Origin of the sequence: Rhodococcus sp. IEGM 1366, assembly GCF_033142425.1 — a bacterium.
Lineage (GTDB): Bacteria > Actinomycetota > Actinomycetes > Mycobacteriales > Mycobacteriaceae > Rhodococcus_F > Rhodococcus_F globerula.
Window position 1 is genome coordinate 1 of sequence record NZ_JAWLRZ010000021.1, and the last position, 26,909, is coordinate 26,909.

Below are 26,909 nucleotides of genomic sequence, written 5' to 3' on the forward strand. Positions count from 1 at the left end.
TCCGGTGCATCCGGCGAATTGCTCGACACCCTGGTTTACCGCGGTAAACGGCTGTGCTCGGTCTGAATGGGCCGCCGACATCCGTGGTTTACCGCGGTAAACCACGGATGTGGACAACTCTGGCGCGTCAACTCCGGCAATCCACGAAAATGGATCCGCATGGCCTGTCTGCGCGGCCAGAGTTTCACCTCCAGTTCATTCCACTAGGGCACCTCTGACAACTACACAAGGTACCCCTCCATATCCGGCATTTCGCTGGTGTGAGTTCTGTCGGGTCACTCAAGGACGTCTGCGGCGGAATGCCATGATGCTTACTTGAGGCCGAAAATACGCTTAAGGTAGCGGTAGAACTAACCGATCCAAGAAAATCTTCTCAGACCAATTCCCCTATGAGACAACAACAGTCAAGAATATAGTCGTCTCCGATTTGGGACTGGACTCACAAATAGTTGAATCCTGGCTGTTATCAACATGATTGCGCGTCTTCGTAATTCGCGAGTCGGAAGTTTAATTGGATTCCATTCTGTAAGAATAGGTTTCATGACGATGACACTGGCAGAAGCAGCAGCTGTCGGAGGAATCATTGTGCCCGCGACTTTCCCGCGACTGTCGCTCGGATAAGCGCTAGGGCAGCCGCTCGAACGGACGGAGAAGCAACACGTTGATTCCGAGCTGCGGTCTCGTTTGCCGCAGTCCGTCGATCTTCGTCGCGTTGGTTCTTGGCAGCGACAGCGAGTTCGGTTGGGGAGGGGACAGACCAGTTGATGCGGGCTAGGCGCCAGTGCAGGAATCGGACCGGATCTTTCAGGTCAGAGGTGTTGGGCCATATCCAGCCTCGCAATTTGGTGTCCTCGGTGAGGGTCCGGGCGATATCTCGACCCGACCAGCGGTTGGTGTCAATCGAGTGGCGGATGAGGGCGTCGCTAATCACTCCGATGTGCCCGGGGGGCATCAGCGCGGGTGCGTATCGAATTAGTTCGGCTGCTGCTCGCTGAAGGTTGAGGGGTTTGGGCTTGCGGGTTTTAAATTTCTTCTGGTGGCCTATGCGCGTGCGCGCGTTTGTGTAGTTCTTCCTTACGGAAGAAGAAGAACTAAAAGCAAGTACAACAGATAGGGGGTCAGGGATGTTTGTTTGTGGATAAGTTCTAGTTGGAGTGTGGTCGCATTCTGGGGCCTGTGGGGTTGTTTGTGATGAGGGTTCAATTGGGGCGTTTGGTGAAATGAGACGTCGAAGTACCGATTGGGGTGAGATGAGTGCCCAGACGCTCGCTGCGCGGGTTTGATGGCCGCCGTGGTGTGCTTCGGCGGCCCAGCATTCGATGGTACGTAGGAAGCGTCCTCGGGCCATTTCTTTAGCGACGTGGAGCGCGGATAGAACTCGTCGGGCGCGTTGCACTACAGAGACGGAGGTTCCGGTTCGTTCGGCGAGCGCGGTTCGTGATGCGGCGACGCGTCGGCCTGTTCGCTGTTCGGCGAATCCTGCCATGGTGACTGCGACTGCGAAGACGCGTTGTGGGTCGACTTGATGTTGGCGGCAGGCTTCTGCGCCGGTGGGAGTATTCAGAAGCTCTCGAACTTGGCGTTGCCATTTGGCTCTACCCGTCCATATGGGGGTTCGCGCTTGTTCTGTGTGATCTACGGGTAAGCACCAGGATTGTCCGCGTTGTTCGCTGTCCGTGTTAAGTGTGGTGATTTGGTTGACGCGTTCTTCCGCGCGGGCGATCGAATCGGCAAAATCAGGGTTGGATATGCCTTGTACGGGGGCGTTTGTTGCCGATATCACTCGAATTTGCGGGGAATAGCTGTTTTTTTGTTGAAGATAGCTTGAAACTGATTCAGGGCATGGGCTACCCTGAGACGTACCTACCACGGTGAGTCCCTTCGGGGAAAGCAACAGATGAGGCAGAAGGGCCAACTTCGGCTTCATCAAAAAGAAAATTAGACAGAAAAAGCCAATCAGTCTTTTTCTGTTTAAGATCCAAAATTGATCGGCGAATAACCCCCTCGTGGGGGTTTACCGATTTTGGATTTGTGATATGTAATTATTTGCTTATTACTGTCCAGTAACTTAGGTCTCCTCGCTCTTCCTGAATACAATTCACCCCATATCCCATCACAAATACCCGCCCCATTGGTGGAACGACGCGTGGTGTGTTTTAACACATCAAAATGGGGTAAGAATGTCTCCGATTACCGTGCTCGCGCCTTTTGAATGACAAACTCTCTGAGCAGTCACCATTTGTAACGAAAGACTGATTACCCGCACCCGCGGGCGCTGCAGCATCCTGTGATTGCTCAGTTTTTCATTCAACGATGGTGAGACCGAGTTTCGGCACGAAGTCGATAATCGTGTGCACCGGCGTAGTGCTGAACGTCGACGCCCATGGGCTGTCGACGAATCTGGTGCTCGACCGTTTCAGCAACCACCGTTCCTGCTGCGCTCGATCCGCCTCCCCCCGGGCGCACCGTGTCGATGGCGGGCAATCTGTATGCAGTAACCAACGGCACCCGGTCGATGGCGAGATTCCTTGAACGGCACATTCGACCGGACACGCCGAGGGTCAGTGGGATGAGCTGCACGAGTGGCCGACGTGCGTCGTTTCGGTGATGTTGTTTCGTGCCGAGCTTTACGGATTTGGGGCGTCGATATGCGACGCCGCCGCCCGCGAGGCCGCGGCAGATGAGGCAGTCGGAAGATCCTGCGGCAACGTCGTACCAGAAGATTTGCTCCTCAGCAGTGCTGCAACACTTCAACTGTCGGGTCCACGGGTCGTCGGTCCTTCGAATCTCGCGCTTACAACGAGGATTTGTACCGACGTCCCGAATCTCCCTTCGCACGCTTCACGTCCAACCTCGACGTTCGCGGGGTCCTCGGTCACGCCATGGAGGACCGGATGTCGACATACGTGCCGGCCATCCTGACCCGTCCGGAGTACGACGGGACCTGATGCGACGAACCACCGATCACATCGCTGCACTACGCGAAATTGGCCCAGGGGGCTCGCGAGCCGAAGCTGAAACGTCCGCTCCACTGAGACTTCCCGAGCGTAATGCCACCGCACTATGGTGTCGGGATCGCACACAGTCATCATTCGAACTCTTCGACTCGGACAGGCCACCAGCACCGTTCGAACGGAGATAGGGAGCGTAAGACACGCACGGTCAGGGCACTACTCCTGCCGTCGCCATCCGACATTCATGTTGCCGCAGTCTGGATCCGGGACGACTGAAGCGGATTGGTGACCCCGGGCACGGCTTTGTCGGCTGGAAGCGACAGCGCCGAAAGCGCTGTTCGAGACGCACGCAGTTCTTACGGTCACGGTAGATCGCCGAATCCCGACGGATCTACGGGGCAAGGCGTCGCGGATGGACCGTACCGGCGCACCTGTACAAGCCTCTGCGGATCGATATGCCATACCGTGAAGAATTTGATCCGCGGTGGAAGACATCGTCGATCTGCCGACCGTTGCTCAGCTCTACCTTGACCCTCGATGGCTCGAGCGGCTGACAGTCACATCCTTGGTAAACCGAAAGATGTTTGATATCAGTCATTTCCGACGTCAAGGTGCGATCTGATGGGTTGCTCGACCTCCTGATTGCCCGCCGTCATCGGACCCTTTCCCTCGATCGCACGACATGCGGCATCTCGATTGTCGTTTACACGTCGTCTGCGTCTTGGCGCCCGGGCTGTACAACATCGCCCCGGTAGTCTGGTAGCAGGATCTTCGACAGAGTTTGTAGTCCGAAGCGTACTCCACGAGATAGTGGAGTACGCGCGATGACGCTGTCTTGGACAGGAAGAGGTGGGATGTGGCCTGTCTCAGGTGTTCTCGCTTCGCTGACTCAGCAGGGCAAGTAAGCGGTCTTGAACTCGGTGGCTGACATTCAACAGTGAGGTCGACATTCCCGTGCTCGGCGCTTTGGTTCGCGACAGAGTCGCCGGGTACTTCGTCATAGGCGCAGCGTGCCATGAGAACGCCCACCGCCGCCATTAAGGCCCTTGGCGAAGTGCTTGGTTGCAACTGCTTTCCGCGACTACGACGACCCAGAGAGTGTGGTATCGGCCGTACTGCGGCTGCCCCGCCAGCTCTCATGGCCCTGGCGAGCAGGCCGGAGATACACGACGATCTACCGTCTGGACGTTGCCGACATCATGGACTGTGGACACCACATGCAACTCCATCTCGATCCGGAAGCCCAGGTACGATTCGAACATCAATTGGCGGATGCCGTTATCGGTGAAGTCGAATTCGATTCGCTGACAACGCATACGGATACCAAAACAGCCATGCGGCCTGCTGGATTCGAACCGACGGGGGTGGTCTCACCTCGATTGATGTCCTGCACGTCGACCGTTACGTTGTTCCCGGGTGCCTCACCAATACCTGCCGGGTTGCCGTTTCTCTGGTCCGCCGGGCTTCATCCTCGTCGCCTTGCCGGACGGTTGGCTCGCACTATGCCCCTGCCGCATTGACGGCAGAGATCGCCTGCAAGTTCGTAGTCTCCACCAAGCAGCTGTCCGTCTCGGCTTTGGCCGGCAGGAAATGGCGTTGTGATGTTCGACGGCAATCTGTTCCTGACGAAGGGTGTCGAAACGATCGTTGCACGGTCATGCACGTGAGCAGTTCGCGCAGCGAATGCGACGCGCAAAAGTAGCGAGAAATTCTGCAGCACAGTCAGTTTCATAAAAGGCTCATGTTTCTACCGACCGTGCGCAGCGGCCCGGCATATGCGTAATGTGCGGAAGTTGCACCTCTGATCTTCGCTGCCATCTCACGTCTCCGCGTCCGCGGAACTGAACGTCATGTTTGATGCCCTCGACCTTCGCCTCCGCAAGGCCGTCACCGGACTCGCAATGCCTGGCGACAGCGCGCAGTCGGAGAGCCGTCATCACGACACGCGCGAAATGAGTGAGATTCCAGGGAGTGCCGGCCTCCGGTCGCCGGAATTGCCCTAGCTGAGTGCGCTTTACGTGCGTGCCGTAGCCCTTAGCCTGGCCGTGTCAACCCATTGGGTCTGATCGGGTCAAGGTGTTTCGCAGGTGGCAAACCTGCCGAGGGTTTTACCCAGTTACGGTCAGAAGCCTTCGATTTCGCTCGGCAGTGTTTTGGAATGAGCCTAGAAATCGGTGAACCCCGTGCGCCTTCCGAAACATGCGACACACCGAATGGGCGCGCCTACCCGTATCAGTTACAGATTGGTTCTAGTCTTTCCTCATGGCACAGCACAATAAGGGACCTCGCGGACACATCGCGACTCGTGCTCCCCTCAAGCAGCACAAGGTGTACGAGGATCGGGCCGCCGAACTCGGGATCCCTGCTGGGGACTATTCCGTGCTCATCTTGGCCATCACACACGGACTGGACATACCGGACTACATCAGCGACAAGCTGCGCCCGGATCAGCTTCGTTTGCTCGAAGTCGAAGCTGCGGGTTCGTTGCAACGCATCGAGCAGCTTGCGATCGGCGCATGAACTACCCCTAGACAGCGAACAACCCCCAGGGCTTGGCGGCATCGGGGGCTGTCCGTTTATGCGGTTGTGGGAGCTTCCCAGTTCCCTGACCACCACTAACCCGGTTAAGGAAGAGGCGGTGCTTATTCGATGATATCGCAGAAACATAATTCCGCCATACACATAGGCGTCTCAGCGGTGTCTTTTTCAGCACACCCACATCACAATTTGGTCTGGATGATTTCCGCATCACACTGCGTGGATCAGCGAATTTCTGTGTCTGCCCAGGTCAGCGCCGTGCCCATGAAGGCACCTTCCTGCTGCCGGCGGATCCGATCCTTGTTCCGACATTCTGCTGGTCCGCGAACATGTGTTTCGTGGACTCGCGTGAACGGGGGCTGCCTGTAGCTAGTGGCCGACGAGGGATCTCGATATCCAACTACACAGCGCAGACCTCTCGAAACACACAGGCCCCCCGAAGGGGGTGATCTGGAGCGGACCGCATCGCGGCGAATAAGGACTGGCAGGTCCTTGACGGACTGAGAACTGGCAGGTTCTCGGTCATCTGTTCTCGAAACGTTCTCGAGAGGTGAGCTTCGAAAGTTGACGCTTTCTCGGCTCGAACTGCATCCCCGGAAAGGGACTACCTATGGCAGGTATGTCTCAGGGTAGCTCATACCCTGAATACGGATCAGCAAATTCTCTATCACTCGTTTTGGGCGTGTCGCGCAGCAACCTCCGTGTTCCTGACGTCCCGGCGGCTTCGTCGGCCGTCGTCGACGAATGGGAGGCCGCTGTCAACGCGGTAGTCGCACGTGTCGCCCAAATTGAAGAGACGACACAGCAACTGAACAAGGCCTCTGAACAGCGCGGATTCTCCTGGGCGTTACCTGTGGAACCAACCGAACAAGCCCGGGTCCCTGTGTGGACATCGCGCAGTGAATGGCTCCGTCAATTTCGGTATCACACCAATTCTTCTGCGGGTAAGGCTTTGTGTGCGCGCAGGCTGATCAAGCCCGACAAGGCGTATGTAGTTGCCGAGGCACACGCTCATTTCGCAGAGTCCCGGACAGGACGCGGAGTGACGGCATCGAAATCAACGATCGCGGCGCGCGCCAAAGTCAGCGAATCTGCTGTCAATCGAGCACGTCGCGTCCTTATCGACCTAGGGATGGGTGTTGAGCACGTCCGGGGTCGAAAGCTGAGAACCATCGAATTTCTTGCAGCAGAAGCGCACCACGGAGGTCAACAGCGCCGCGCGGCGTCAACATGGGCCTTGTCGTCCCCCCGATCAATCGTAGAGTCGACACCGCCAACCAAATCACTGAAGAATCGCCCCTCCCGGGCGGCTGAACGGACCTCCAGACATCGGAACCGCAATTCCCCGCGCTGCCGTTTTGCCGCCGAGTATCCGCCGTCCCAGGTTCCGTCAGCGACGACTGTCGCTGACACCCTATCTAGAGGTGGTCTTTTATCTTGTGAAGTTCTTCCGTTAGGAAGAACTCACCAAAGTGCAAGTGCGCGAACACAATCGCAAAGCAAAAAACCCAGCGGCGGCTACGGTTATCCTCGGCCGCTCCAACTTCAGCGAGCAGCGGCTGAACTCGTCAAGCATGCGCCCGCTCTCGCACCGCCTGGCCATATTGGCGCGGTTTGCGATGTGTTGAGTCGTGCAGGAATCGATCACACTCGTTGGACAGGTCGCGATATCGCTCGAACGCTTTCCAGCGATACCAAGGAACGAGGTTGGATCTGGCCCACAGCGGCCAGCCTCACTTCTCCCTTGGCATATCTCAAATACAGGATCAGCGGGATCGATTGGGCCCGAGAATCACCCAGTGAACAGCGTAAAGCTGCAGATCTGGCGAGACGAAAGGAGCAAGAACAGTTCGAACGAACACAGCAGCGACGTACTCGAAGTGCCGCAAGTCCTGAACATCGGGCGCAGGCGTTAACGGATATTCGTGCGAATTTGAGCGCAAAGCTGCGACTACGGTGAAAGTTCGTCCACTGCGTCGTGTACTCGCGCAGGGACAGCGTAAAGCTGAATTCGTGGAGCAGGAAGAAATTAGCGCTGAGCTGCCAAAATCTGCCAGTTTGGGTGGCTTTCGGTGCCGGTTCTTGTGCTAAACGGCGCGAGGTGTTTCCAGTTCGGTGGCTCAGTGGCTACGCTTCCACATCACAAGTTTTGTGATTGCGAGAGAACACGGAGCGGGAGGTTTGTATGCCGTGCGCTCGTGATGTCGATTCGTCAGTCGTGATCGACTCCGTGGGTTCCGGTCTTCGGGTCCGGCGTATTGACGGAGGTCAGAAGGGCGTTCCTTGTCTTTTGATGTTCGGGTTAGGCGATTGCACGCAGCTTGGATGTAGTCTTCCTATCTTCGATCCTGTGGGGGTACTTGCGTCGTTAACGTGGTCGTGGCATTTACGTATAACGCGCGGACGCGAAGCGTTGCATGCGTAAAGCACTGCGCCTGGTGTGTGGCGAGCCTCAAGATGTCGTTCTTTTGCGTGCTCGAACGGTGATCGAAGTGAGGCCCGCGTCTACTCCCCTCGGCGCCACTGTTGGAGGGACGCACTCCGCGGCGGAGACTTCCAGATTCTGATAGCAGTTTTCCGCTGAGACTGTGTGGATCCGCGATCCTCCGCGGAGGCCGTTAGAGATGAGATTTTCGTGCTCCGTTGGGTACGCTAGATATGTCACTGTGACGTTTCGAGTGGGGGTGCAAGGACTGTGTAGAAGTCGGTGTCAATACGTATGTATTGTTCCAATTAGCCGATCAACACGTATTCCGACATCTTTAGCCATCGCGGCTGTGGTGATTCGCTCGCGCAATAAGAATCCCGCCACACTTGACTCCCCCGTTCCTACTGGTTCCGGCGTTCGGGGCGTTTGTTGTGCATGTCGGCGTTGTATCGATCCGCCGAGGATCAGCCTGCTCGAACCGGTCGATGGACTCGAAAATCTGTGTTCTCCAGGACTTCTCGTTCAATCGAATCGGGCAATCGACCGGTCGAGCGATCTGTTTATAGATTCATTCCGCAGTTCGAACTGGTTGATCCTTTGCTGTGTAAGTCAAAGAGGCCGGTGATGTCGCCTTGGAGGCGCCGCGAGTCCCACTGTTCGCATCTGGTGCATGCATTGCGTGTGCTGCGTGCATTGCCTGTATGAATGGGCTGCGTTCGACAAATGGAGGTGCTTTCGCCTGCTGCCATGCTCGTCCGGAAGTGCGGTGTGGGAGAAATGATGTGTCGGATCTTGGGTGTAGATCGGATCTTATAGAACTGGAAATATCTCTACCTGTGCATATGCAGTGCGTGCAGTGCGTGCATTGCACGCACTGCATATGTCCGTTAGCTGTTTGCGTGCTGTGCACGCGATGCGTGCAGTCGACGTGACAAAGAATGTAAGACGTGCGTGCAATGCGTCGTGTGCACTGATTGCACGCAGGGCGTGCAATGCGTCGCACGTGTAAGGTGCATAGCTCGCGCTCCACGCAGGCCAAGCACGTAGTGCTACTCATGCGTCGCTTTCAATGTGAGCGTGACACGCACGCGTTGCGATGCGTACACAAAGTGCAACGCATGCGTGTTATGTTGTGCATGCAAATCGTGCATTCATAGCTTTTCGTGCAAGCCTTGTATATAACGCAAGCATGACGTGCAATGTATGCAACGCGTAACTTGCACGCACTGTGCTAGGTGCACGTAACGCGCGCAATGCACGCGTGAACGAATTCGACGAAAGGTCCGCAATGCAGCCACGCAAAATTGCACTGGGCAACCAGAAGGGTGGCGTCGGCAAGACGGCGTCAACGCTCGGATTGGCCAGCGCTATAACGGCGGTCGGCGGTAAAGTGCTTGTCGTTGACATGGACCAACAGGGAAACACCACCAGCGGATTGGGTGTCGAACTCGAAGATGGAATGCTGACGGCTTACCACCTTATGAACCAAACCAGGGAAGGTATTGCGGCCGAGGCAATCGTTGCTACACCGTGGGACGGGGTTGACCTGATTCCGGCTGACGAGGAGCTCGGGAAAATTGAGTCGGACGGATCCAACGATCTCGTGTTTCGTCTTGATGTGGCATTTGAAGGGCTGGACCTTTCGCCTTATGACGCTGTGCTCTTCGACTGCCCGCCCAATATGGGCAAGGTCTTGTTTGCGGTCCTGATTGCGGCAGACGGTGTTGTAGCTATTACCGAACCCACCATTGACAGCGTTCGTGGTGTTCAGAAGCTTGAGCAGACCATCGACACCGTCCGTAAACGCGCTAACCCAAAGCTTGCGTTCGACAAGATTGTCATCAGTCGTAGACGCGCGACGGGGGAGCATGATTTTCGCGAGAACGAACTTCGTGAAACTTACGGTGATCTAGTGGCGAAGACTGTCATTCCAGAACTCGCTGCCCGACAAGATGCGCATTCCAATCACACACCTATCCATCAGTTCAAGGGAGGTAAGGCGTTGGCGCTTAAGCTTGCGTATACGGATCTCCTCGCTGAGCTGCCTGTCGAGATGGGGGCGACGGCATGAGTGTCAAGCGTGAACCGGCGATCCGTAAGACTCATCCTGCGGAACTGATCCCGGAACGGCCGCCGAGGGGCGAATCGGCAGCTGTGTCAACGACGCAACCTTCCGTTGCGTCTGTACCTGTTGCGCCAGCCGCGGTTCAGCCTGCGGGCGCTAGTGGCCGCAAGGAGGGGGAGAAGCTGTCGATGACGCACAACACCCGGATTAAACCCTCCACCAAGGACCGCCTCCGCCGTGGTGTCGACAAGTTGCGATACGAGACGGGCGATCGTGAGATTAGCGAAGCGTCGATGACGGAAGCTGCCTTGGATGAATATTTGAACGCCAGGGGTCTGTAAGCCGCCACTCTGGTGACGCATGCACGGCGTGCATGCAGTGCATGCATCATTTGATCGATCTCCCGTGCCGGGGATCGCGCATAGAACTAGCCGGGAGACTGTGCAGTGACGTGCAACGCTTGACGCGCGAACCTCGTAGGCCATGTGCACCAAGTCATTCCCGCCACTGCTGGGCCGGTGAGTTCACATGCACTCTCCGGCATCGGCATCGGCATCGCGAAAATTGTGTGGATGTGGAATCGCAGCACACAGGGAAGAGACGTCGAATTGCCTCTTTCGCCCTGAACTGATGGCCGGGATAGACGCTGTCACATTGCTCGTGCAGCAACGGGATCAATCCACAGAACCCGATCAGTGCATTGTTGTCCGAGAATGGGCTTCACTGTGACGATTGCAACCGACAGGAATCCGACATGACTGAGCCAATCAACGACCTGCGACCGGTTGCCGATCCCGTGCGTACGCGTCGGCCACGTCAGCAGCGCGCAACGATCACAAAAGCGAACATCCTCGAAGCCGCTGCCAAAGCATTTGCTTACAACGGTTACGCCGCAACGTCACTCGCCGATTTACTGGCCGCCTCTGGGACGACCAAAGGCGCTGTGTACTTCCATTTCGATTCGAAGGAAGCAATAGCACGGGAACTCGTCGCTCACTGGTCGGCGGCGCTCAAGCACGCGTCCGCCGCCGCACACGACTCGCAGTCGCCTTCCGTCGCCCAGATCAGTTCATTTTTTGGGGACCTTGCAGCGAGCATCGCGGTCAGTTCGCTTGCCCGTGCGGGACTTCGACTCACTACCGAATCCGGGATCGACGGGGCGCGAGAGACGTTTACTCAGTGGATGGATATCACAAGCAGTCTCGTCGATGCAGCAATCGCATCAGGACAGGTGCCCGACAATTCCACGACGCGACAGCTTTCGTGGAACCTGTGCGCGGGGTTCATCGGGACCGTGAACATCATCCGGGTTCTCGGTGATACCGGCGATTTCACCGCTCGCATGCACAGCCTGGTCACTGTGCACCTGGCTGCATGTATGGCCGCGAAATCAAGCTGACAGTTTCGTGGACGAAGCCGCTGTAATTATAACGTGAGGCTGTTTACCGCAGCGGATTATCGGTGCATGGGCATTGGTACGTTCTCGCTGGGCGGTCAGGGTTTTGGTTGGTTCCCTGCCGACACTGGCGGCTTGGTTGCCGTCCGGTCGGGCACGTCAACGGACTGGGATTCAATTCGGATCCCACTGCGGTACCATTTCGGGATGTCACAGATTTCCATCCGGCTACCCGACGAGATGGTGGCGTACCTCGACGGCGAAGTGAATGGCCATCGCGCATCTTCACGTGCAGCATTGGTTCTCAGGGCGCTCGAGCGGGAACGTCGCAGACAGATTGCAGCGCGGGATGCGGAGATTCTAGCCAAGGTGTCGAGCGAGGAGGATATGGATTCTCTCGCAACGCATGTCGATAATTTATCAAGGGATTCGGCCTGATGCGGCCGATTCATGAAGCGAAACTCGACAAGGTTCGTCCCGTGCTCGTCCTGACACGGGAACTGGTGCGCCCGCATCTGAACCGGGTGACCGTTGCACCGATCACCACCACCATCCGCGGGTTGTCCACCGAGGTGGCTGTCGGACGTATGAACGGCCTCGACGGGGATTCGGTGATCAGTTGCGACAGCATCACGACTATCCCTGTGAGTGCGCTCGGTCCGGGAATCGGGTATTTCTTTCCAGCGCAAGAGGAATCGCTTACCCGCGCGATTCGCGGCGCGTTCGATCTCGAATGACAACCATGACGACGGCACGGGGTGAAACATGGCACTGAAGAAGGGCGAGCAGTTCGCTCTGTTCGACGTTGAAGTGCCCGAGCCCGCTCCCGCGGACGTGCAGGCTCACGAAGCGTTGCAGCCCTCGCTGTTCGATGTTGTCGAGGGCGAGTCGGCCGAACAAAACGCCGAACTAGCCGACGCGACAGTCGAACCCACAACCAACGCTGCCATGGTTGATGACGCGGAACTTGACATCTCAGAAACCACACCAGCTGAGCCTCTACCCATTTCACTGCCGCCGGCAGGTGAGAGTGCTGACGGACATGCCGTCATCGTGACGGCAGCGGGGACGTACACACCTTCCGGGCAGGTCCTCACCGGACCGGTGGACTCGGTCGAAAAGCTCGACAAACTGATTCGCTGGGCGACGCTGACACCTCTCGGCGCTCCAGCTCAAATATGGGTCGTCGGAATCGACGCTTGTGAGATGCTCGGCTGGGCCATCGACCCCGGCAGCGAAGACGACGTCGAAGATATGGAAGTTCTCCGCACGCGCGCTGCAGCCGAATTGACCGGCGTTCTGCAGGCCACGTTGAATCCGATGCTGACCGCCGGGTGGGAACTGCGCGGAGATCCCGGCCACGTCGTTCATCTTTCTCGTACGACAGGGAAATTCACGTCGATGGTCGATATCGTCATCGAGCCGTATGTGTGGACGTACTGGAACAAGGATTTCGGGTGGGGAAACCGAGTAGGGGACATGGGAATCCTCGGATCACCCACCGCTGGAACGTATCTCCCTGACGATGACCTGCCTGCAGCCCGCGAGCTTGGGCGCCGACTCGCTTGGTGCGCACAGCATCTCGGTGTTCTTCCCGGCCCCACGCCCGCTCGCACCGGAGCAGCTGTCGTCGACAAGATCAAACGGGAACGAACCCGCAGCGGGAAGGGGATCGTCGTCACTGCGGCGGGGCCGGTGCCACCCCTTGATGGTGAACATCGTGGTGATCTCGAGCCCGCTGTGGGGTGGACGCGCGTTCCCGATCCGGAAGAACTCGACGGCGCTGCTGTGCTCGTGTCGATCGACCAACGTGCTGCGTACCTTGCTTCCGCGGGAATGCTCGAATTCGGTTACGGGAAACCGCGCCATCTTCGCGCCGAGGCCGCTCGCGCTGCCGCGGAGGAAGCGAAAACTCCGTTCGGGCTCTGGCACGTCACCCTGCCAGCGGGGAACATGCTCGCCCTCCCGGACAAAATGCCATTACCGCACCCCCATATGCTTGCCGATCAACCGGTGCAAACGTGGGTCACGACTGTCAGCCTCGATGCATTCTGTGCCCCTGTCGCCGACGGCGGTATCGGCGCCGAACTCGACGAACTCGACATCACCGAAGCCTGGGTATATCCGGAACAAGGACGGGCCCTGGACAAGTGGGCCAAGATTTTGCGCGAAGCCCGCAAAGTAGCTGTCGATACCGACGATGCCGCCATGAAACGGTTCCTCGGCTCTTGCTACAAAGGGTATATCGGACGAATGGTCAACCCGGACATGTGGACTGCGAAACAGATGCAGCATCACCACCAGCCGTTGTGGCGTGCGGCGATCATCGCGCACTGCCGCTGGCGGGGCCGCCGCGTTGCGATGCGCATCGCCCGTGAAACCGGCCGGTGGCCACTACGTACCGTCACCGACTCCTGGGTCTACCCACTGCCCGAAGGCATCGATATAGCCGACGAGAGTGATGCTTTGGGCAAGATGACGCTCGAAAAACGCGCCGCTCTCACCGACGATCTGGTCTCCGCTCTCGCAGATGCCCGCGATACACACGAGATCAATCTCGCGATCAAGGCTGTCTTTACCGACGATGATGAAGGAAACAACTAGTGGCACTACATCTTCCGAAGCCACGAACGAAGCAACCTGCGCAGAAGACTGTCGGGCTCGATGGACTGAAAGTGTCTGTCTCCACCGCTGCGACCAGTGGCATCGAAAAGTCGAAAACCGTCAAAAGCGGTGGTCTGGCGGGACTGACCAGCAAAGTGTCCATCCGACAAATCCGCACCGAGATCGGCAACGACGGACTACGCCAAGCCGCCATCGACGCCGGCCGGACACCGCCGTCGGATCGAACCCTGCGCCGCTGGGCACAGCAAGGCCGGATCCCGCACCCCGACGTCTTTGAGCGCGCCCAACGTAGGGCTGCGATCGAACGTCTCGGTGGAATCGATGCTGTCGCACAGAAGATCGGGCGCTCCCGTTCCGCAGTCTCACGCTATCGATCCGGAGAGACGAACGAACTACGCGCCGACGCGAAGAAGAAACTCAAGAACGTCAAAGCCCGAGACATCATGGACCGCGCCGGCGTCCTGCGACCGGACGGGCAACCGAAGAAGGCGACTATCAGAGTCCGCGGGGGAGTCTCCGTTCGCAACGGGTCCGAAGAAGGCTACGACTATCGTGTGCGCACTTTGGATTTCGCGAACTCGGACAGCCCCTTCAGTGTCGACGAAACACGAGAACTCGCTGCTGCTCTCGCCAACGACGACCATGCCCGCGTCGTGGCGATCCTCGAACGGCACGCCACGATGGACTATCCGGAGAACAAAGGCTTCGATCAATACAGTGACGCCTTCGGGTTCCATTTCGATTCGATCGAGTCCGTCCACATCGACTGGACCTAGGGTGGCGTCAAATCAAATGTACTTTTGTGCGTTTCAGCGGCATTTCACATGGATCCGACCTGCTTCTCGGAACCGTTCATCTCTGATTGTTTGTTCGCCAGTACAGGCCCACGAGTCGGCTCGAGGACTCTTGAGCGAGTCTCGATGAAAACATTCGATCGGTCGGAGGGACCGCGAACCTCCCATCCTTCGCGATCACCGAAGGAGATTACATTCCTTGCTGTCTGAGATCGCGTCGGGCCCAGCTGACAAGAGCTCGGGGGATCGAGAGCGATCGGGCGTTCCGAAGCTGGGAGCGGGCAGACCATCGGCCACGGGACCTTTCCAATAAAAGAGGGTGATCGAAGCACTCACTGGCCGTTGAGGAGGTCAGTACATGGTCCACAGGTCCAGCTGCGATGGATTCACCGCCACGGATAAGAAGTGCATGCGAGGTAGTTTCGGGTATCTCTTCGAAGTGGTGTGTCACCATCAAAGTGGCGAGGTCGCGGGTATGTCCGCCCGTAGATCGTCGAGGCGCGACAACAGCTGCTCGCGCGCACCCACGTCGAGTCCGGTCGACGGTTCGTCGAGCAAGTGCATACGTGGCCGCGTGATAAGCGCTCGCGCAATGAGCACCCGGCCTCGTCCACCCTGAGACATCGTCGTCCACGGTAGATTTCGGCGATCACCGATGCCGACCATCGTCAATAGTTCGTCGGCGCGTCGTTGTTGGTCGAGGGCGGGGGCCTCGCATTGAACGAGTTGGGCCGTATTAGTCAGGCCAGACCAAACGACTTGGGTGGTGGTCAAGGGAACATCTACCCGGTGACGAGGATCAATGTGCCCGATCAGAGCACGTAACTCCCGGACATCGCGATCCACCTCGTTGTCGTTGTCGATGTCCATGTCGGCCACCGCAAGGCAGGCTTTCATGCCTGTTCGCGCGGGTACGTCCAGTACTGACGATCCCGACCTTCACATCACCAGATACCTCGACCATTCGTCGCCGGTCACACCCACTTCGTGACGAGTTACCCGTCGATCGACGATTTTCTCTCCGAATTGCTCACGCGGACAGAGAATCCGAACACCAATCCCTCCTGAAGAACGCTACGAGAAGCGCTCACCAGGAGGGGTTGGTCGCGAAGACGATGCAGCGCACTCGTCGACACCGCCACCGCCGCCGGCGACAACGGGTACGGGTGGGAGAGCAGATGCGTCTATCAACTCATCGCCGACTACTTAGGTTTGGGTATTGCTGTCCTCAGATGCCTACAACTGGCTGTTCGCTTCGAGAATAATCGCGTTGCCTTGTCCGCCCCCACCACAGAGGGCGGCTGCACCCAGCGAGCCACCGCGACGCTGCAGCGTGAGCGCAAGCGTCAACGCCAAACGGGCCCCGGACATACCGACGGGATGGCCGAGCGCAATCGCTCCACCGTGGACGTTCACCTTCTTCGAATCGAGTCCAAGGTCGTTTATCGACGCAAGCGCCACACCCGCAAAGGCCTCATTGATCTCTACGAAGTCCAGTTCATCGGCACTGGGCTGTCCATCTCGCTGCAATGCTGCGGTGATCGCCGCAGCCGGTTGATGGAGGAGCGAAGTATCCGGTCCCGCTACAAACGCGTGGCTGCGGATCTCCGCAAGCCAGCTCAACCCGAGTGCCTCACAGGTATCTCGGCGCATCACCACAAGTGCGCAGGCTCCGTCCGACAACTGCGACGAAGACCCAGCCGTGATCAGACCCTCTGGTGAGAACGCTGGGCGCAGTGATCCGAGGGACTCTGTAGTGGTATCTGGACGAATTCCCTCATCGGTGTCGATGACGATCGTCTGACGGCGCGAGACGATCGAAATAGGCGCGATTTCGGCATTGAACGCACCGCTCGCGGTGGCGGCGCCTGCAAGTTGGTGCGAACGAGCGCTGAAGGAGTCGAGTTCTTCGCGCGTGAGCGGCTCAGCCTTTTGATACCGCTCCGTTGCCGCTCCCATTGAGATCCCATCGAATGCGCATACAAGGGCATCACGGTCGAGGGCATCATCGAGAGTGCTAGGTCCGTATCTCAACCCGCCTCGTGCACCCGTGACGAGATGGGGTGCATTCGTCATCGACTCCATTCCGCCTGCCACCACGACGTCCGCCTCGCCAGCTGTCAGCAGTCGATCCGCGTGGCGGATCGACTCGAGTCCTGAGAGGCACAGGTTATTGAGGGTCAGCGCAGGCGCTGACAGGGGTATGCCAGCAGCAGTTGCGGCCCGCCGAGCGGGATTAGGACCCACGCCCGCCTGAACAACGTTACCGAAGATGATCTGGTCAACCTGATCAGGACGCACGCCCGACGCGGTGAGCGCGGCCGAAATCGCGTGCGCTCCAAGATCAACTGCGGAAAGGGATTTGAGTGCACCGGAGAGCTTTCCGATCGGAGTGCGAGCTCCGTTCACAATGACGTTTCCAGACATAGGTCAGACTCCCTCGCCGATTGTGACCATCGGGTGCTTTCGGAGCTCTTTGGTGGCGACAACCATGCGATGCACCTCGTCGGCACCATCGATGAACCTCATGGTCCGGGCCTGTGCCCAGAGCATCGCAAGTGGATGATCCTGACTCATTCCTCCCGCACCGTGGACCTGGATGGCCTTGTCGACGATCCACTCAACCGTGTCGGGAGCGGCAACCTTGATTGCCGAGATCTCGGTGCGAGCCTCGCGGGCACCGACCGTGTCAATCAGCCATGCCGCACGCAACACGTACAACCGAAGTTGGTCGATTCTTACTCTGGACTGTGCGATCCAGTGCTGAACGATGCCCTGATCGGCAATGTGCTTTCCGAATGCGGTGCGTTCGTTTGCGCGCTTGCACATCAGTTCCAGTGCACGTTCAGCCATCCCGATCATGCGCATGCAGTGGTGGATACGGCCAGGACCAAGACGAGCTTGTGCTAGGGCTTGACCGCGTCCTCGCTCGCCCAGAAGATTTGCCTTGGGGACGCGAACGTTGTCGAACCTCACTTGCGCATGGCCGCCATGTGCGCTGTGGAGGAAACCGAAGATCTGGAGTCCGCGTTCGACTGTCACACCTGGAGTGTTCCGAGGGATGAGTACGAGGCTGTGTCGCCCGCGGACATCTGCGCCCGGATCGGACACACCCATCACGATGAGCAACTGGCAATCACTGCTCATAGCCCCAGTCGACCACCACTTGACTCCATTGATGATCCAGTGATCACCATCGTCGTCAATCGCAGTTTCGAGGTTGGATGGGTCAGACGAGGAGACGTTCGGCTCGGTCATGCAGTATGCGGATCGGATCTTCCCGTCCAACAAGGGATCAAGCCAGTCACGCTGCTGGTCGGGCGTGCCGAACAGAGACAACAGCTCCATATTTCCGGTGTCCGGCGGATTGCAATTGAGCGCTTCCGGGGCTACCTCTGGGCTCCAGCCGGTAATCTCCGCGAGTGGCGCGTACTGCAGATTCGTAAGTCCTGCACCGTGCGTGTCATCAGGGAGAAAGAGATTCCACAACCCCTGTGCGCGGGCCTTCCTTTTAAGGTCAGCCATGACCGCTGGTCGCTCCCACTGTGATTCGTTGGCCTCCGCGCAGTCATGAAAGTGGTGCTCGACTGGATAGATTTCACTTTCCATGAATGAAAGAAGTTGTGTGCGAAGAGCTTTCGTACGATCGTCGTAAGTGAAGTCCATTAAGTGATATCTCCATCCCTGAGCATCAGTCTTAGATCGATTGCGTCATCGTGCGAGCATGGCCAGGCCGCGCTCGGTCAGGGGCGAGACCATCGAACCGATGGTCTCGAAGCCGTCTCCCACGGTTTCACCGTTGAGGAAGCGGGTGTTGATCGATTCGAGAATGACGGCCATCTTGAAGAATGCGAACGCGTTGTACCACTCCAGATCGTCAAGTCCCGCTCCAGTGGAAGCCGAATATCGCTGGGCGAGTGCATCGAAAGTGGGATACCCCAAATGCGACCCTGGGCTGCCGGCGATCGGGTTGTCGATCCCGTGCCAGCCCTCCCAGAACACGTAGACCAGTCCGAGGTCGGTCAGCGGGTCGCCAAGCGTTGCCATCTCCCAATCGAGAATCGCGGCGATCTCCGGCTGCGGCTCCAGCTGAACAATCATGTTGTCGAAGCGGAAGTCGCCATGGACGACCGAACTTGCCATAGTTCGAGGTAAGGCGCACTTGAGCTCATCGGCTAGGCGGTCAAGTTCGGGCAGGTCCTGCGACCGCGACACTTCCAGTTGCTTTGACCATCGCCGGACCTGGCGCTCGAGGAAGCCATCGGGACGGCCAAATGATGACAGGCCGATGGTCTCGACATCTTCGGTGTGCAACTGAGCCAGTGCGTCGATGTACCGGAAAGATAGTGTCTCCCGGTGCTTTTCCGGGACGTCAAGGAAGTTGGCGTCGGTCCGGAGCACACGGCCTTCAACCTTTTCCATGATGTAGTACGAGTCGCTCGAATGCGTTGCGTTGGCGGACGAAAGCACGATACGCGGAACAGGGATTCTGCCGGAGGCCAGCGCTGCCTGCACGGTTACTTCGCGACGCATGTCGTGCGCCGTTTCCAGAAGTTCGCCAGCGGGCGGGCGTCGCAATACCCAACTTCGGGACGGCGAGGAGAGTTCAAAGGTCAAGTTCGACCTACCGCCGGCCAGCAGGCGTACCGTCAGATCTTCGCCGGTGCCGAGTTCGTCGAGCTGCTCTAAGTGGGCGCGCACTTCCGCGAGGTTGAACGATGATGTCAACGTCGGTGTTTTACTCATGCCAGTTCGGGTCCTCATATGAATGGGTCAAACTTTGAATCCGTCGCGCTGCACGGCCTACGGGTCGCTCCGCGACGGCGGACTGAATATCCCTGCGTCAGGCGGTCTACGTGGGTCTCGGCCTTATAGCCGAGACCCACAGACGCTCTGGCGCAGTGCTATGCCTTCACAACGAGTGCACTTTCGGACTCAACAGTATCGATTTGCTGCTCTCGTCGAGGAATTAGCCACGTGATCAAGAATCCGACCGCCGCGGAGACTGTACCTACGAGGAATGCCGCCGTCCATCCTGAGGAGGAATAGATGGGATATCGCCCCACCGTTCCCTCGATGTTCTTGCTCAGGACCAGACCTGCCGTCTGCACCAATGTCGTAGCGACCGCGCCGCCAACCGCACCTAGCATTGCCGCTGCGATTCCCCGCGAGGATGCGGGAGCGAGCACCATCATAAGGCCCGGACCGGCTGCGTACACCATATTGCCCATACCGGCGAACGCCAGTCCGAGGATCGGCATCCAGGGCTCTGATTGTAGGAATCCGAGGATCAGTGTGCTCACCACGAGCAGAACACCGCTTAGTTGGAGGAAGACGCGAAATCCGTAACGCTTGGCGAGCAGCCCGACAACGATGCCGCCGAGAACGGTCAGCACGCCGGCCGGCGCGATATAGAGGGCGACACCGCTGGCATCGAGCCCGAAACCATAGGCTCCCGTCAGCTCCCTCGGTGTCTGGAGCATCATCGGAATGTAGCCGGCGATGAGCGCCGAAACGGAGAAGATCAGTGCGTAGGCCAGTGCAGTCGAAGCCACGGCGCGGTCAGCCAACAGCCGGGTGTCAACGAAGGGGTGGTCGACCCGCCGCTCCCAGTACCACCAGATCGCGAGAATGATGAAGCTTCCACCGACAAAGAGTGCGGTGCGGGAGTCCAACAATCCCCATTTTGCGAGATGTTCAACTCCGTACATCATTGTGAATAGGCCAGCGCCAAGCCCGATGAAGCCAGGCAGGTCCATTGGCGAGTCGTTGCGGTTTGGCGTCTCTGGAACCGTGAAGGCAAGACCGACTGCTCCCACGACGGTGATCGCGGCCAAGAGCCAGAACACAGACTCGAGCGAAACCTGATCAATGAGATAGCCGGCCAAGAACGGCCCAACGATCACTACGACACCAACGCCGTTCGTCGCGATGCCGATGCACAGGTTGCGGATGTTCTCCGGGAAGACGTCTCTGACCAAGGAGTAGGCCAACGGGATGAACGCGCCACTCGCTCCCATCAGGGCGCGACCGATCAGCATTACCCCGTACGTTGGGGCAAGGGCGCAAACAACGGCACCGACGAAACCGAGCGAAGCCGCAATCAGCAGAGCGCGTTTCTTACCAATTCTGTCGCCGATTTTGCCGAACATCGGCGTCGCGACGGCTGGAACCAGCAAGAAGATCGTGATCATTCCTGAGACGTTCGTCGTCTCGAACTTGGCTGCGAACTGACCAAGCGCCGGGGCAATGAGAGTGAAGCCGAGTGCCGTCTGTTCAGTGAGCAACACCAAGAAGAACGTTGCCGCGAACCATGGCGCCTTACCAACAGGGGCATCCTTGGTAGAGGGGGCGCCGGGGTCGTCGGCGGCGAATTTGAGGGACATTTTTGATCCTCCGGGGGCGGGGGTCTGGAAGAGACCGGGGATGCGCTGGGAAGGTGAGACGCCAGTCACATCGCTGTACTATCGCACGCTGGCCGGCAGTCGTCAATGGGGTCAAACTGCTATAATTAGTTGCGCAACAACGAGTTTCGAACGCATTCGAAGCTTGCGGGCAGCAGAAGGTCCCAGTGATCGAACGGCGAGACGACGCACTGCGCAAGGGTCGGCCCGCCTGCCGTATCGACCTGGTGACCGCCCAGGTGCGGGCCGATGCACCGCACCTGGGCGGAGTTCTATAAGCCTGAGTGCCATCGCCAGGTTGGCGCGCGACATAGGCACTCTTCGTGGCGAATCAGAGGCGCTCAGAGGTTCGCAATAAGGAACCGTACGATCTGGTCGAAGGAACGGCTCGCTTCAGGGATCGCAGCGAGCATGGTCAGAAACCCGTGGGGCACACCGTCGTATCGAGTGAGGGTGGCGTCCACACCGTCCGCGATCATCCGGCGTGCAAATCTCTCAGTTGCGTCGCGAGTTGCGTCAACCCCGGCCGTGATGATCAGGGACGGGCCCAAGCCGCGCAGCGTAGTGGCCTCCGCAACATTGCAATAAGGGCTTGCGCGCGTCTCCACGTCCGGCGCGTACATGTCCCAGAACCATGTGCAATCTCGAGCCGAGAGCAAAGGAGGCGTACTGAGCTCAGGATTAGAGATCGTCATCTCCGCGGTGCCGTACGCGGCGACCAGTGCATCAGGGATACGACCACCTTCATCGCGAGCACGTAGCGCGGCGGCGAAAGCCAATGAACCGCCAGCGCTTTCGCCGCCGATTCCCAATCGGCTGATGTCTGCCGTTACCTCTGCTGGACCGGTCTGCAGCCATGACCAAACTCCCATACAGTCGTCGAGTCCGGCAGGATACGGGTTCTCGGGAGCGAGGCGATAGTCGACCGAGACGATGATCGTCAGCGCTGCGTTGCTGAGGCGTCGTAGATACTCGTCCGACATATTGAGGTCGCCGATGGCGTATCCGCCACCGTGCATCCACATGAGCACTGGCAGGTCCGGCGAGTCGCTAGGGCGGTAGACTCGAACGGGCACATCACCCGAGTCGGTCCGTGCCGTGGCATCGGTGACCGAGTAGATCGATGTGGTGGAGGCAGGAACGCTCTCGGACGTCGCCTTCCGGAGCGTCTGTATTTCGATCTGGTTCATCTCTACCGGCATGCGTGCTGCGGCCATCTCGACCACGGCCGTAGCTTCGGGTGTGAGCTTCATCCGTCTTTCTCCTTGACTAACGTAGTTGGGAAGGCTGTCCGGCGGGGGAGCGTTAGTCGCTGGATGCCGCCAGGGCTTAGAGCGCGGACATGAATTCCAGGTGTTGCCGCTCAACGGCATACCTGGACATATCCGGATGTGAGTGCACCCAGAACTCGCCCGATTCAACGGCGGCGTACGTCATTCGGGCGATCTCGGTAGGTTCGAGCCCGTCGCGGGCAAGGTTCGCGGACATCTGCTCGCGATAGGTATCACTCGTCGCGTCGGCAGCTGACGCATCAGCAAAAATATTCGTCCGCACCGGCCCTGGTAGTACCACTGTCACGCCAACATTCGCGTTCGTCTCATCGAGGTCGGCTCGAAGACACTGAGCCAACACACGCACCGCGTACTTGCTGACGATGTAGGCGCTCTGTCGAGCACCGATCGTTAGCCCGCCGACAGACGAAAGCATGACGACGTGGCCGGGCTGACCGCTCGCGAGTAGGCAAGGAAGGAAAGCACGAGTGACGTTGAAAACTCCATTGACATTGATATCAAGTAACTTCCGCCAGTCCGTTGCGTCGGTTTCCCATACCCGTCCGGTGAATTCGACGCCGGCATTGTTGACGATGAGCCCTGCGGGACCATGTTGTGCTTCGGCATCGGCGGCAACCTTCGCGATACCCTCACTGTCCGCAACCGAGGCGACTGCAGCATCGATACTTCCGCCAGATTTCGACACTTTGTCGACGAGTTGATCGAGTCGGTCGGCGTTCACGTCGATGGCCAACACGGCCATGCCCCGGTCGGATGCGCTCTGAGCCAGCGCTTCTCCGATTCCTGAACCTGCTCCCGTTACGATCGCAAGGCGTCCACGCAGATCGGTGAAAGCCGTCATTTTTGTCTCCCTGTGTCTGAGTTGGGTTGGGTTGGGGAAGCGTCGACAATTTCGGTCACCAGGTCAACGGCGAAATCATCTGCAGATGGCCATTGGTCTGCGCGTTTCAGGACTGCCGACTGTGAGACGTGGTCGATCGCAATCGTGACTCGTCCGGTGAACTTCACAACCTGGGACTGGCCTATCGAACGCGGCTCGGGAGACAAAAGGCCGGATGTTGACGTTCGTCTCCGGGGAGCGGATCACTGGATGATGAGGTCGTCCATGTTCGGCGCGCGGAGACGGTTCCAGTACTGCTCCATTTTCATTGGGCTAGCGAGGATTACGTCGCCCTTGGAGTTGCGGTAGTAGGTCGTCGCCCGCTGCTCCCGCGCCCACACCGAGTCCGCCATCAAGGCGTGGACCTCTTCGTCCCAGCTCTTGTAGGCCTCAGCCGTCACTTCGAACGAACGAGCGTCATGCTCGACAACGGTCTGCAGGCTTTCGATCAGATAGTGAACGACTGCTTCGACAGTGAAGTTGTGACCACCACCGTGCGCTGCAGAAGCATTGGGGCCAGAAGTGATGAATAGGTTCGGAAATCCTGGCACCAAGCACCCGTTGTATGCCTTTGGTGAATCCTGCCACTTCGCGGCAAGCTCCTCCCCATCGCGGCCTACGATCGCCCAGTTCGACAGGTACTCGAGGGTGAAGCCGGTTGCATACACAATCGCATCGACTTCGTGGAAATTGCCGTCGCCGTCGATGATGCCGTCGGGCACTACCTCACGAAGGCCGCTGGTAACCAATGTGGTCGTCGGCTTCTTGAGCGTCTCGTAGTAGGCGCCAGGGTCCCTGATCGGTCTCTTTCCGTAGACCGCGAAGTCGGGAGTGAGTTTCTCCATGAGATCGGGACGATCCTTGAAGGACGCATCGAGATGACCCAGGCCAAGCTGCATCGGGATGTCATTTCGCGCGCTGATCGAAGTCTCGTGGGTAGATGCCCAGTCCTCGTCGTATCGGACTGCGTCGTAGTTGGCATCGCCGATCAACAGAAATGTATGTAGTCGTGCCCAGGTGGCGTACTCCGGCACGTTCGCGAGCAGCCATCGCTCACTGTCCGGAATCTCGTTCTTGCCGTCGCTGGGCAACACCCAATGTGGTTGGCGCTGAAACAGTGTCAGCGATTTGACTGTGTCCCCAAGGGCGTCGACAACCTGAACGCTAGTGCAGCCGGTTCCGACGACCGCGAGGCGTTTGCCGGTGAAGTCATACTCGTGGTCCCATTCGGCGGAATGGAACCAACGACCGCCGAACGACGTGACTCCTGGTACGTCAGGAAGCTGGGGGTTGGTGAGGTAGCCGGCTGCGGTGACGACAGCGTTGGCCGTCATTTCGATCCGCTGACCGTCCTGCAGGTAGGTAACACGCCACACCTGCCGAGATTCGTCCCAGACAAGATGGGTGACTTCGGCGCCAAAGTGGAAGCGGTCGATCACCCCGTACTCTCGGGACACTCGTTCCAGATAGTCGAGGTACTCACCCCCGAGGGGGTGGTTTGTCGTCCAGTCGGGATTGATCTCCCAAGAGAATGAGTAGTACTTGGTGGGGGTGTCTACCCCGACCCCAGGGTAGGTGTTTTGACGCCAGACCCCTCCGACTCCGTCCTTCTTCTCGAGTACGGTGAAGTCGAATCCCGCTTTCTCGAGTGCAATTGCAGCGCCGATGCCCGCCATTCCGGCTCCGACGATCGCGACAGAGAAACCGTCAGGCTGCTTCGAGCGTGGAACCGTCGGAACGAACGAGACGAAGCCGGCCTGCTCCTTCAGGAACGGGATCGACGAAGGTTCTGACGGCCACCCCACTAGGGACTGTGTGAGAGTGAGAAACGTTGTGTCATCGGGCTGCTCAAAGTGTCGGCCGTCGTGGATCGCCGGGTCGAGAAGTACCTCGAGTGCCCACTCGTTCAATGCCGCGCGCTGACCTTCCGGCAACTGGGATCCAAGCCCGCCTGGTCGGGGTGCGTAGGTCAGATGCGGTACAAACTCCGCTACCCGATCGATGGCACCGGTAATTGAAACCAAGCTCGCGAGAAGGATCGCGGGGTCGGAGTTGGGGATATGGGTTCGTAAGTCGTCCGCCGCTGGTGTCATGGCGTCAGTCCTCTCCTTGATGGCGTAGATCACACAAAGTATTAGCAAGAATCAAAGTCTTGTCAATATACTATTTGTATAGTTATTGAACCTTGTTGAAATCGAAAACAGCCTCACAGCCGGGGGGAGTAACTCGCCCGAACCCTGGACCTCACCTTTCATCTAGGCAGTCCCAGGCATGTTCTTCTGTGAATCACTACTGTTAGGAGTATTGGGACACGGCGTCCGCGGCCGAATATCCAGGCCGCTCGGTTAGGCTGGGCGATGTGTCGTGGGTAACACTATAAGCAAGAATGAAAGTGTGGTCAATAGAATCATGGTCTAGGTCTAGGTCAAGGTGTGGCTGGTGGTATCTGGCCGCAGCTGATCTAACTGAATTCGGGCACGCGACGTTTGGCCGCGTCTTCTCGCCGAGATCTCCATCGCTACGGAAGATGGGAGGATGAGAATGCGCGGCCTTGAGGCCAGATTGCCGCGCCGAGGCGCTGTGTGTCGTTTGCCGATCGGAGCAGGCTGTGGATGGTTGGGACGAGGTTGTTGCCCGGGGCCGGGTTAGTCAGCCGTCCTGGCCAGCAATCGTCAAGGCGAGGTTTCGAGCAACAGGCTCGCCCGAGTGCCTGAAATGCAGCTTCGCCTACTGATCGCATTCCAGGAGGGTCGAGCGGTTGCCTGTCCGAGTCACGCGGCCTTGAGCAAGGCGCGCACGCCGTCTGTCAGGTAGCCAAGAAGGACGTCGAGGTCAATGGTCGGCTCGGCGTAGAAGTGCCAGAAGAACTCGAACTGAACAGCATTGATCACCATGGAAGCACGCAGGTCGGCTTCGAGGTCCGGGAAGTCGCGCCAGAGTTCTTTATTGCGCCGGACAGCCTCGACCTGCTGTCGATGTCGAGCAGGTGCCTCCTCTTGGAAGCTCGGCATTGCCGCCATCGCCGCCTTGTGCGGCATTGCGTAACGTTGCCACGCCCTGGCGAAGTTTCGCAGCCAGCCTAGGATCGACCCACGAGTCCAATCATCGAGCGCGCCGAACTTCTCGTAGTGCCACTGACTCTCGGTCCACATCCGATCGAGCAGCGCCTCGAGCAAGGAATCCTTGCTCTCGAAGTGTGCATACAGGGTGGCGCGGCTCGTTCCTGCAACTTCGACGACGTCGTTGATGGAGGTAGAAGCGAAGCCCTTCTCGCCGAACAGAGTTCCAGCTACATCGAGGATATGATCGCGCGTCTGCATCTTCTGGCGTTCGCGAAGAGACATTCCCCTTAGTGCTGTCATACTCCGAGTATACCGTCCAGAACATTTGCGTGAGCGTATGTCTTCCTGGAAGGCGTGGCGAGGTCCGCCCGGGTGGGCCATAAGGGGGCTTCTGCGAGCGGGCATCCGGACCGGGTTACCAAACCGACTGACCCGGTCCGTGGGACTGCATGCCGCGCAGGTTGCGTCTAG

General features: G+C 58.5%; 19 protein-coding genes. 10 read left to right on the forward strand and 9 right to left on the reverse strand.

The annotated features are described in order from the left end of the window. The first annotated feature begins 2,807 nt into the window (after nt 1–2,807). The 10 genes from R4P64_RS32970 to R4P64_RS33015 all read left to right on the forward strand — a co-directional run bounded on the left by R4P64_RS32970 (nt 2,808) and on the right by R4P64_RS33015 (nt 14,782). The gene (locus tag R4P64_RS32970; protein WP_317824365.1) at nt 2,808–2,948 is read left to right on the forward strand and encodes a hypothetical protein; all 141 of its coding nucleotides are present in this window, start codon (nt 2,808–2,810) and stop codon (nt 2,946–2,948) included. Between the two features lie 1,064 nt (nt 2,949–4,012). Further along, nucleotides 4,013–4,474, forward strand: coding sequence for a hypothetical protein (locus R4P64_RS32975; protein WP_317824367.1), 462 nt, complete (start codon nt 4,013–4,015; stop codon nt 4,472–4,474). 742 nt (nt 4,475–5,216) lie between these two features. Beyond that, nucleotides 5,217–5,474: a hypothetical protein gene (locus R4P64_RS32980; RefSeq protein ID WP_033236862.1), complete on the forward strand. Its 258-nt coding sequence runs from the start codon at nt 5,217–5,219 to the stop codon at nt 5,472–5,474. A gap of 3,734 nt (nt 5,475–9,208) precedes the next feature. After that, nucleotides 9,209–9,991: a ParA family protein gene (locus tag R4P64_RS32985; protein ID WP_317824414.1), complete on the forward strand. Its 783-nt coding sequence runs from the start codon at nt 9,209–9,211 to the stop codon at nt 9,989–9,991. Next, nucleotides 9,988–10,326, forward strand: a complete 339-nt coding sequence (locus R4P64_RS32990; protein WP_317824371.1) for a hypothetical protein — start codon at nt 9,988–9,990, stop codon at nt 10,324–10,326. Before R4P64_RS32985 ends, R4P64_RS32990 begins: the two co-directional genes overlap by 4 nt. A gap of 413 nt (nt 10,327–10,739) precedes the next feature. Then, entirely contained in the window at nt 10,740–11,384 is a 645-nt protein-coding gene (locus tag R4P64_RS32995) for a TetR/AcrR family transcriptional regulator (protein ID WP_317824373.1), read from the forward strand. A gap of 66 nt (nt 11,385–11,450) precedes the next feature. Next, on the forward strand, nt 11,451–11,819 hold the full coding sequence (locus tag R4P64_RS34200) for a hypothetical protein (RefSeq protein ID WP_411742755.1): 369 nt from the start codon (nt 11,451–11,453) through the stop codon (nt 11,817–11,819). Continuing rightward, entirely contained in the window at nt 11,819–12,118 is a 300-nt protein-coding gene (locus R4P64_RS33005) for a type II toxin-antitoxin system PemK/MazF family toxin (protein ID WP_317824375.1), read from the forward strand. The genes R4P64_RS34200 and R4P64_RS33005 overlap by 1 nt, the downstream gene beginning before the upstream one ends. Before the next feature lie 28 nt (nt 12,119–12,146). Continuing rightward, on the forward strand, nt 12,147–13,985 hold the full coding sequence (locus R4P64_RS33010) for a hypothetical protein (protein ID WP_317824377.1): 1,839 nt from the start codon (nt 12,147–12,149) through the stop codon (nt 13,983–13,985). Continuing rightward, a complete protein-coding gene (locus tag R4P64_RS33015) occupies nt 13,985–14,782 on the forward strand; it encodes a hypothetical protein (RefSeq protein WP_317824379.1) in 798 nt (265 codons plus the stop codon). The genes R4P64_RS33010 and R4P64_RS33015 overlap by 1 nt, the downstream gene beginning before the upstream one ends. Before the next feature lie 471 nt (nt 14,783–15,253). Here R4P64_RS33015 and R4P64_RS33020 read toward each other — a convergent pair whose 3' ends face one another. The 9 genes from R4P64_RS33020 to R4P64_RS33060 all read right to left on the reverse strand — a co-directional run bounded on the left by R4P64_RS33020 (nt 15,254) and on the right by R4P64_RS33060 (nt 26,738). Next, complete coding sequence (locus tag R4P64_RS33020) at nt 15,254–15,670, reverse strand: ATP-binding cassette domain-containing protein (protein WP_317824381.1); 417 nt, start codon at nt 15,668–15,670, stop codon at nt 15,254–15,256. 366 nt (nt 15,671–16,036) lie between these two features. After that, the gene (locus tag R4P64_RS33025) at nt 16,037–17,227 is read right to left on the reverse strand and encodes an acetyl-CoA C-acyltransferase (protein WP_317824383.1); all 1,191 of its coding nucleotides are present in this window, start codon (nt 17,225–17,227) and stop codon (nt 16,037–16,039) included. Between the two features lie 3 nt (nt 17,228–17,230). Beyond that, a complete protein-coding gene (locus R4P64_RS33030; protein ID WP_317824384.1) occupies nt 17,231–18,466 on the reverse strand; it encodes an acyl-CoA dehydrogenase family protein in 1,236 nt (411 codons plus the stop codon). A 45-nt stretch (nt 18,467–18,511) separates the two neighbouring features. Continuing rightward, on the reverse strand, nt 18,512–19,546 hold the full coding sequence (locus R4P64_RS33035) for a phosphotransferase family protein (protein WP_317824385.1): 1,035 nt from the start codon (nt 19,544–19,546) through the stop codon (nt 18,512–18,514). Between the two features lie 158 nt (nt 19,547–19,704). Continuing rightward, nucleotides 19,705–21,186 carry an MFS transporter gene (locus R4P64_RS33040; protein WP_317824386.1) on the reverse strand — a complete coding sequence of 494 codons (1,482 nt, stop codon included), beginning with the start codon at nt 21,184–21,186 and terminating at the stop codon, nt 19,705–19,707. A 359-nt stretch (nt 21,187–21,545) separates the two neighbouring features. Continuing rightward, nucleotides 21,546–22,457 carry an alpha/beta hydrolase gene (locus R4P64_RS33045; protein WP_317824387.1) on the reverse strand — a complete coding sequence of 304 codons (912 nt, stop codon included), beginning with the start codon at nt 22,455–22,457 and terminating at the stop codon, nt 21,546–21,548. Between the two features lie 76 nt (nt 22,458–22,533). Next, nucleotides 22,534–23,337 carry an SDR family NAD(P)-dependent oxidoreductase gene (locus R4P64_RS33050; RefSeq protein WP_317824388.1) on the reverse strand — a complete coding sequence of 268 codons (804 nt, stop codon included), beginning with the start codon at nt 23,335–23,337 and terminating at the stop codon, nt 22,534–22,536. A gap of 242 nt (nt 23,338–23,579) precedes the next feature. Further along, nucleotides 23,580–25,469, reverse strand: coding sequence for an NAD(P)/FAD-dependent oxidoreductase (locus R4P64_RS33055; protein WP_317824390.1), 1,890 nt, complete (start codon nt 25,467–25,469; stop codon nt 23,580–23,582). 678 nt (nt 25,470–26,147) lie between these two features. Then, a complete protein-coding gene (locus R4P64_RS33060) occupies nt 26,148–26,738 on the reverse strand; it encodes a helix-turn-helix domain-containing protein (RefSeq protein ID WP_317824391.1) in 591 nt (196 codons plus the stop codon). Nucleotides 26,739–26,909 lie beyond the last annotated feature (171 nt).

What these genes read in the sequence shown, in the direction of transcription:
- R4P64_RS32980 (WP_033236862.1), top strand. Translation starts at nt 5,217, where the DNA reads ATGGCACAGCACAATAAGGGACCTCGCGGACACATCGCGACTCGTGCT.
- R4P64_RS32985 (WP_317824414.1), top strand. Translation starts at nt 9,209, where the DNA reads ATGCAGCCACGCAAAATTGCACTGGGCAACCAGAAGGGTGGCGTCGGC.
- R4P64_RS32990 (WP_317824371.1), top strand. Translation starts at nt 9,988, where the DNA reads ATGAGTGTCAAGCGTGAACCGGCGATCCGTAAGACTCATCCTGCGGAA.
- R4P64_RS32995 (WP_317824373.1), top strand. Translation starts at nt 10,740, where the DNA reads ATGACTGAGCCAATCAACGACCTGCGACCGGTTGCCGATCCCGTGCGT.
- R4P64_RS34200 (WP_411742755.1), top strand. Translation starts at nt 11,451, where the DNA reads ATGGGCATTGGTACGTTCTCGCTGGGCGGTCAGGGTTTTGGTTGGTTC.
- R4P64_RS33005 (WP_317824375.1), top strand. Translation starts at nt 11,819, where the DNA reads ATGCGGCCGATTCATGAAGCGAAACTCGACAAGGTTCGTCCCGTGCTC.
- R4P64_RS33010 (WP_317824377.1), top strand. Translation starts at nt 12,147, where the DNA reads ATGGCACTGAAGAAGGGCGAGCAGTTCGCTCTGTTCGACGTTGAAGTG.
- R4P64_RS33020 (WP_317824381.1), bottom strand. Translation starts at nt 15,670, where the DNA reads ATGGACATCGACAACGACAACGAGGTGGATCGCGATGTCCGGGAGTTA.
- R4P64_RS33025 (WP_317824383.1), bottom strand. Translation starts at nt 17,227, where the DNA reads ATGTCTGGAAACGTCATTGTGAACGGAGCTCGCACTCCGATCGGAAAG.
- R4P64_RS33030 (WP_317824384.1), bottom strand. Translation starts at nt 18,466, where the DNA reads ATGGACTTCACTTACGACGATCGTACGAAAGCTCTTCGCACACAACTT.
- R4P64_RS33035 (WP_317824385.1), bottom strand. Translation starts at nt 19,546, where the DNA reads ATGAGTAAAACACCGACGTTGACATCATCGTTCAACCTCGCGGAAGTG.
- R4P64_RS33040 (WP_317824386.1), bottom strand. Translation starts at nt 21,186, where the DNA reads ATGTCCCTCAAATTCGCCGCCGACGACCCCGGCGCCCCCTCTACCAAG.
- R4P64_RS33045 (WP_317824387.1), bottom strand. Translation starts at nt 22,457, where the DNA reads ATGAAGCTCACACCCGAAGCTACGGCCGTGGTCGAGATGGCCGCAGCA.
- R4P64_RS33050 (WP_317824388.1), bottom strand. Translation starts at nt 23,337, where the DNA reads ATGACGGCTTTCACCGATCTGCGTGGACGCCTTGCGATCGTAACGGGA.
- R4P64_RS33055 (WP_317824390.1), bottom strand. Translation starts at nt 25,469, where the DNA reads ATGACACCAGCGGCGGACGACTTACGAACCCATATCCCCAACTCCGAC.
- R4P64_RS33060 (WP_317824391.1), bottom strand. Translation starts at nt 26,738, where the DNA reads ATGACAGCACTAAGGGGAATGTCTCTTCGCGAACGCCAGAAGATGCAG.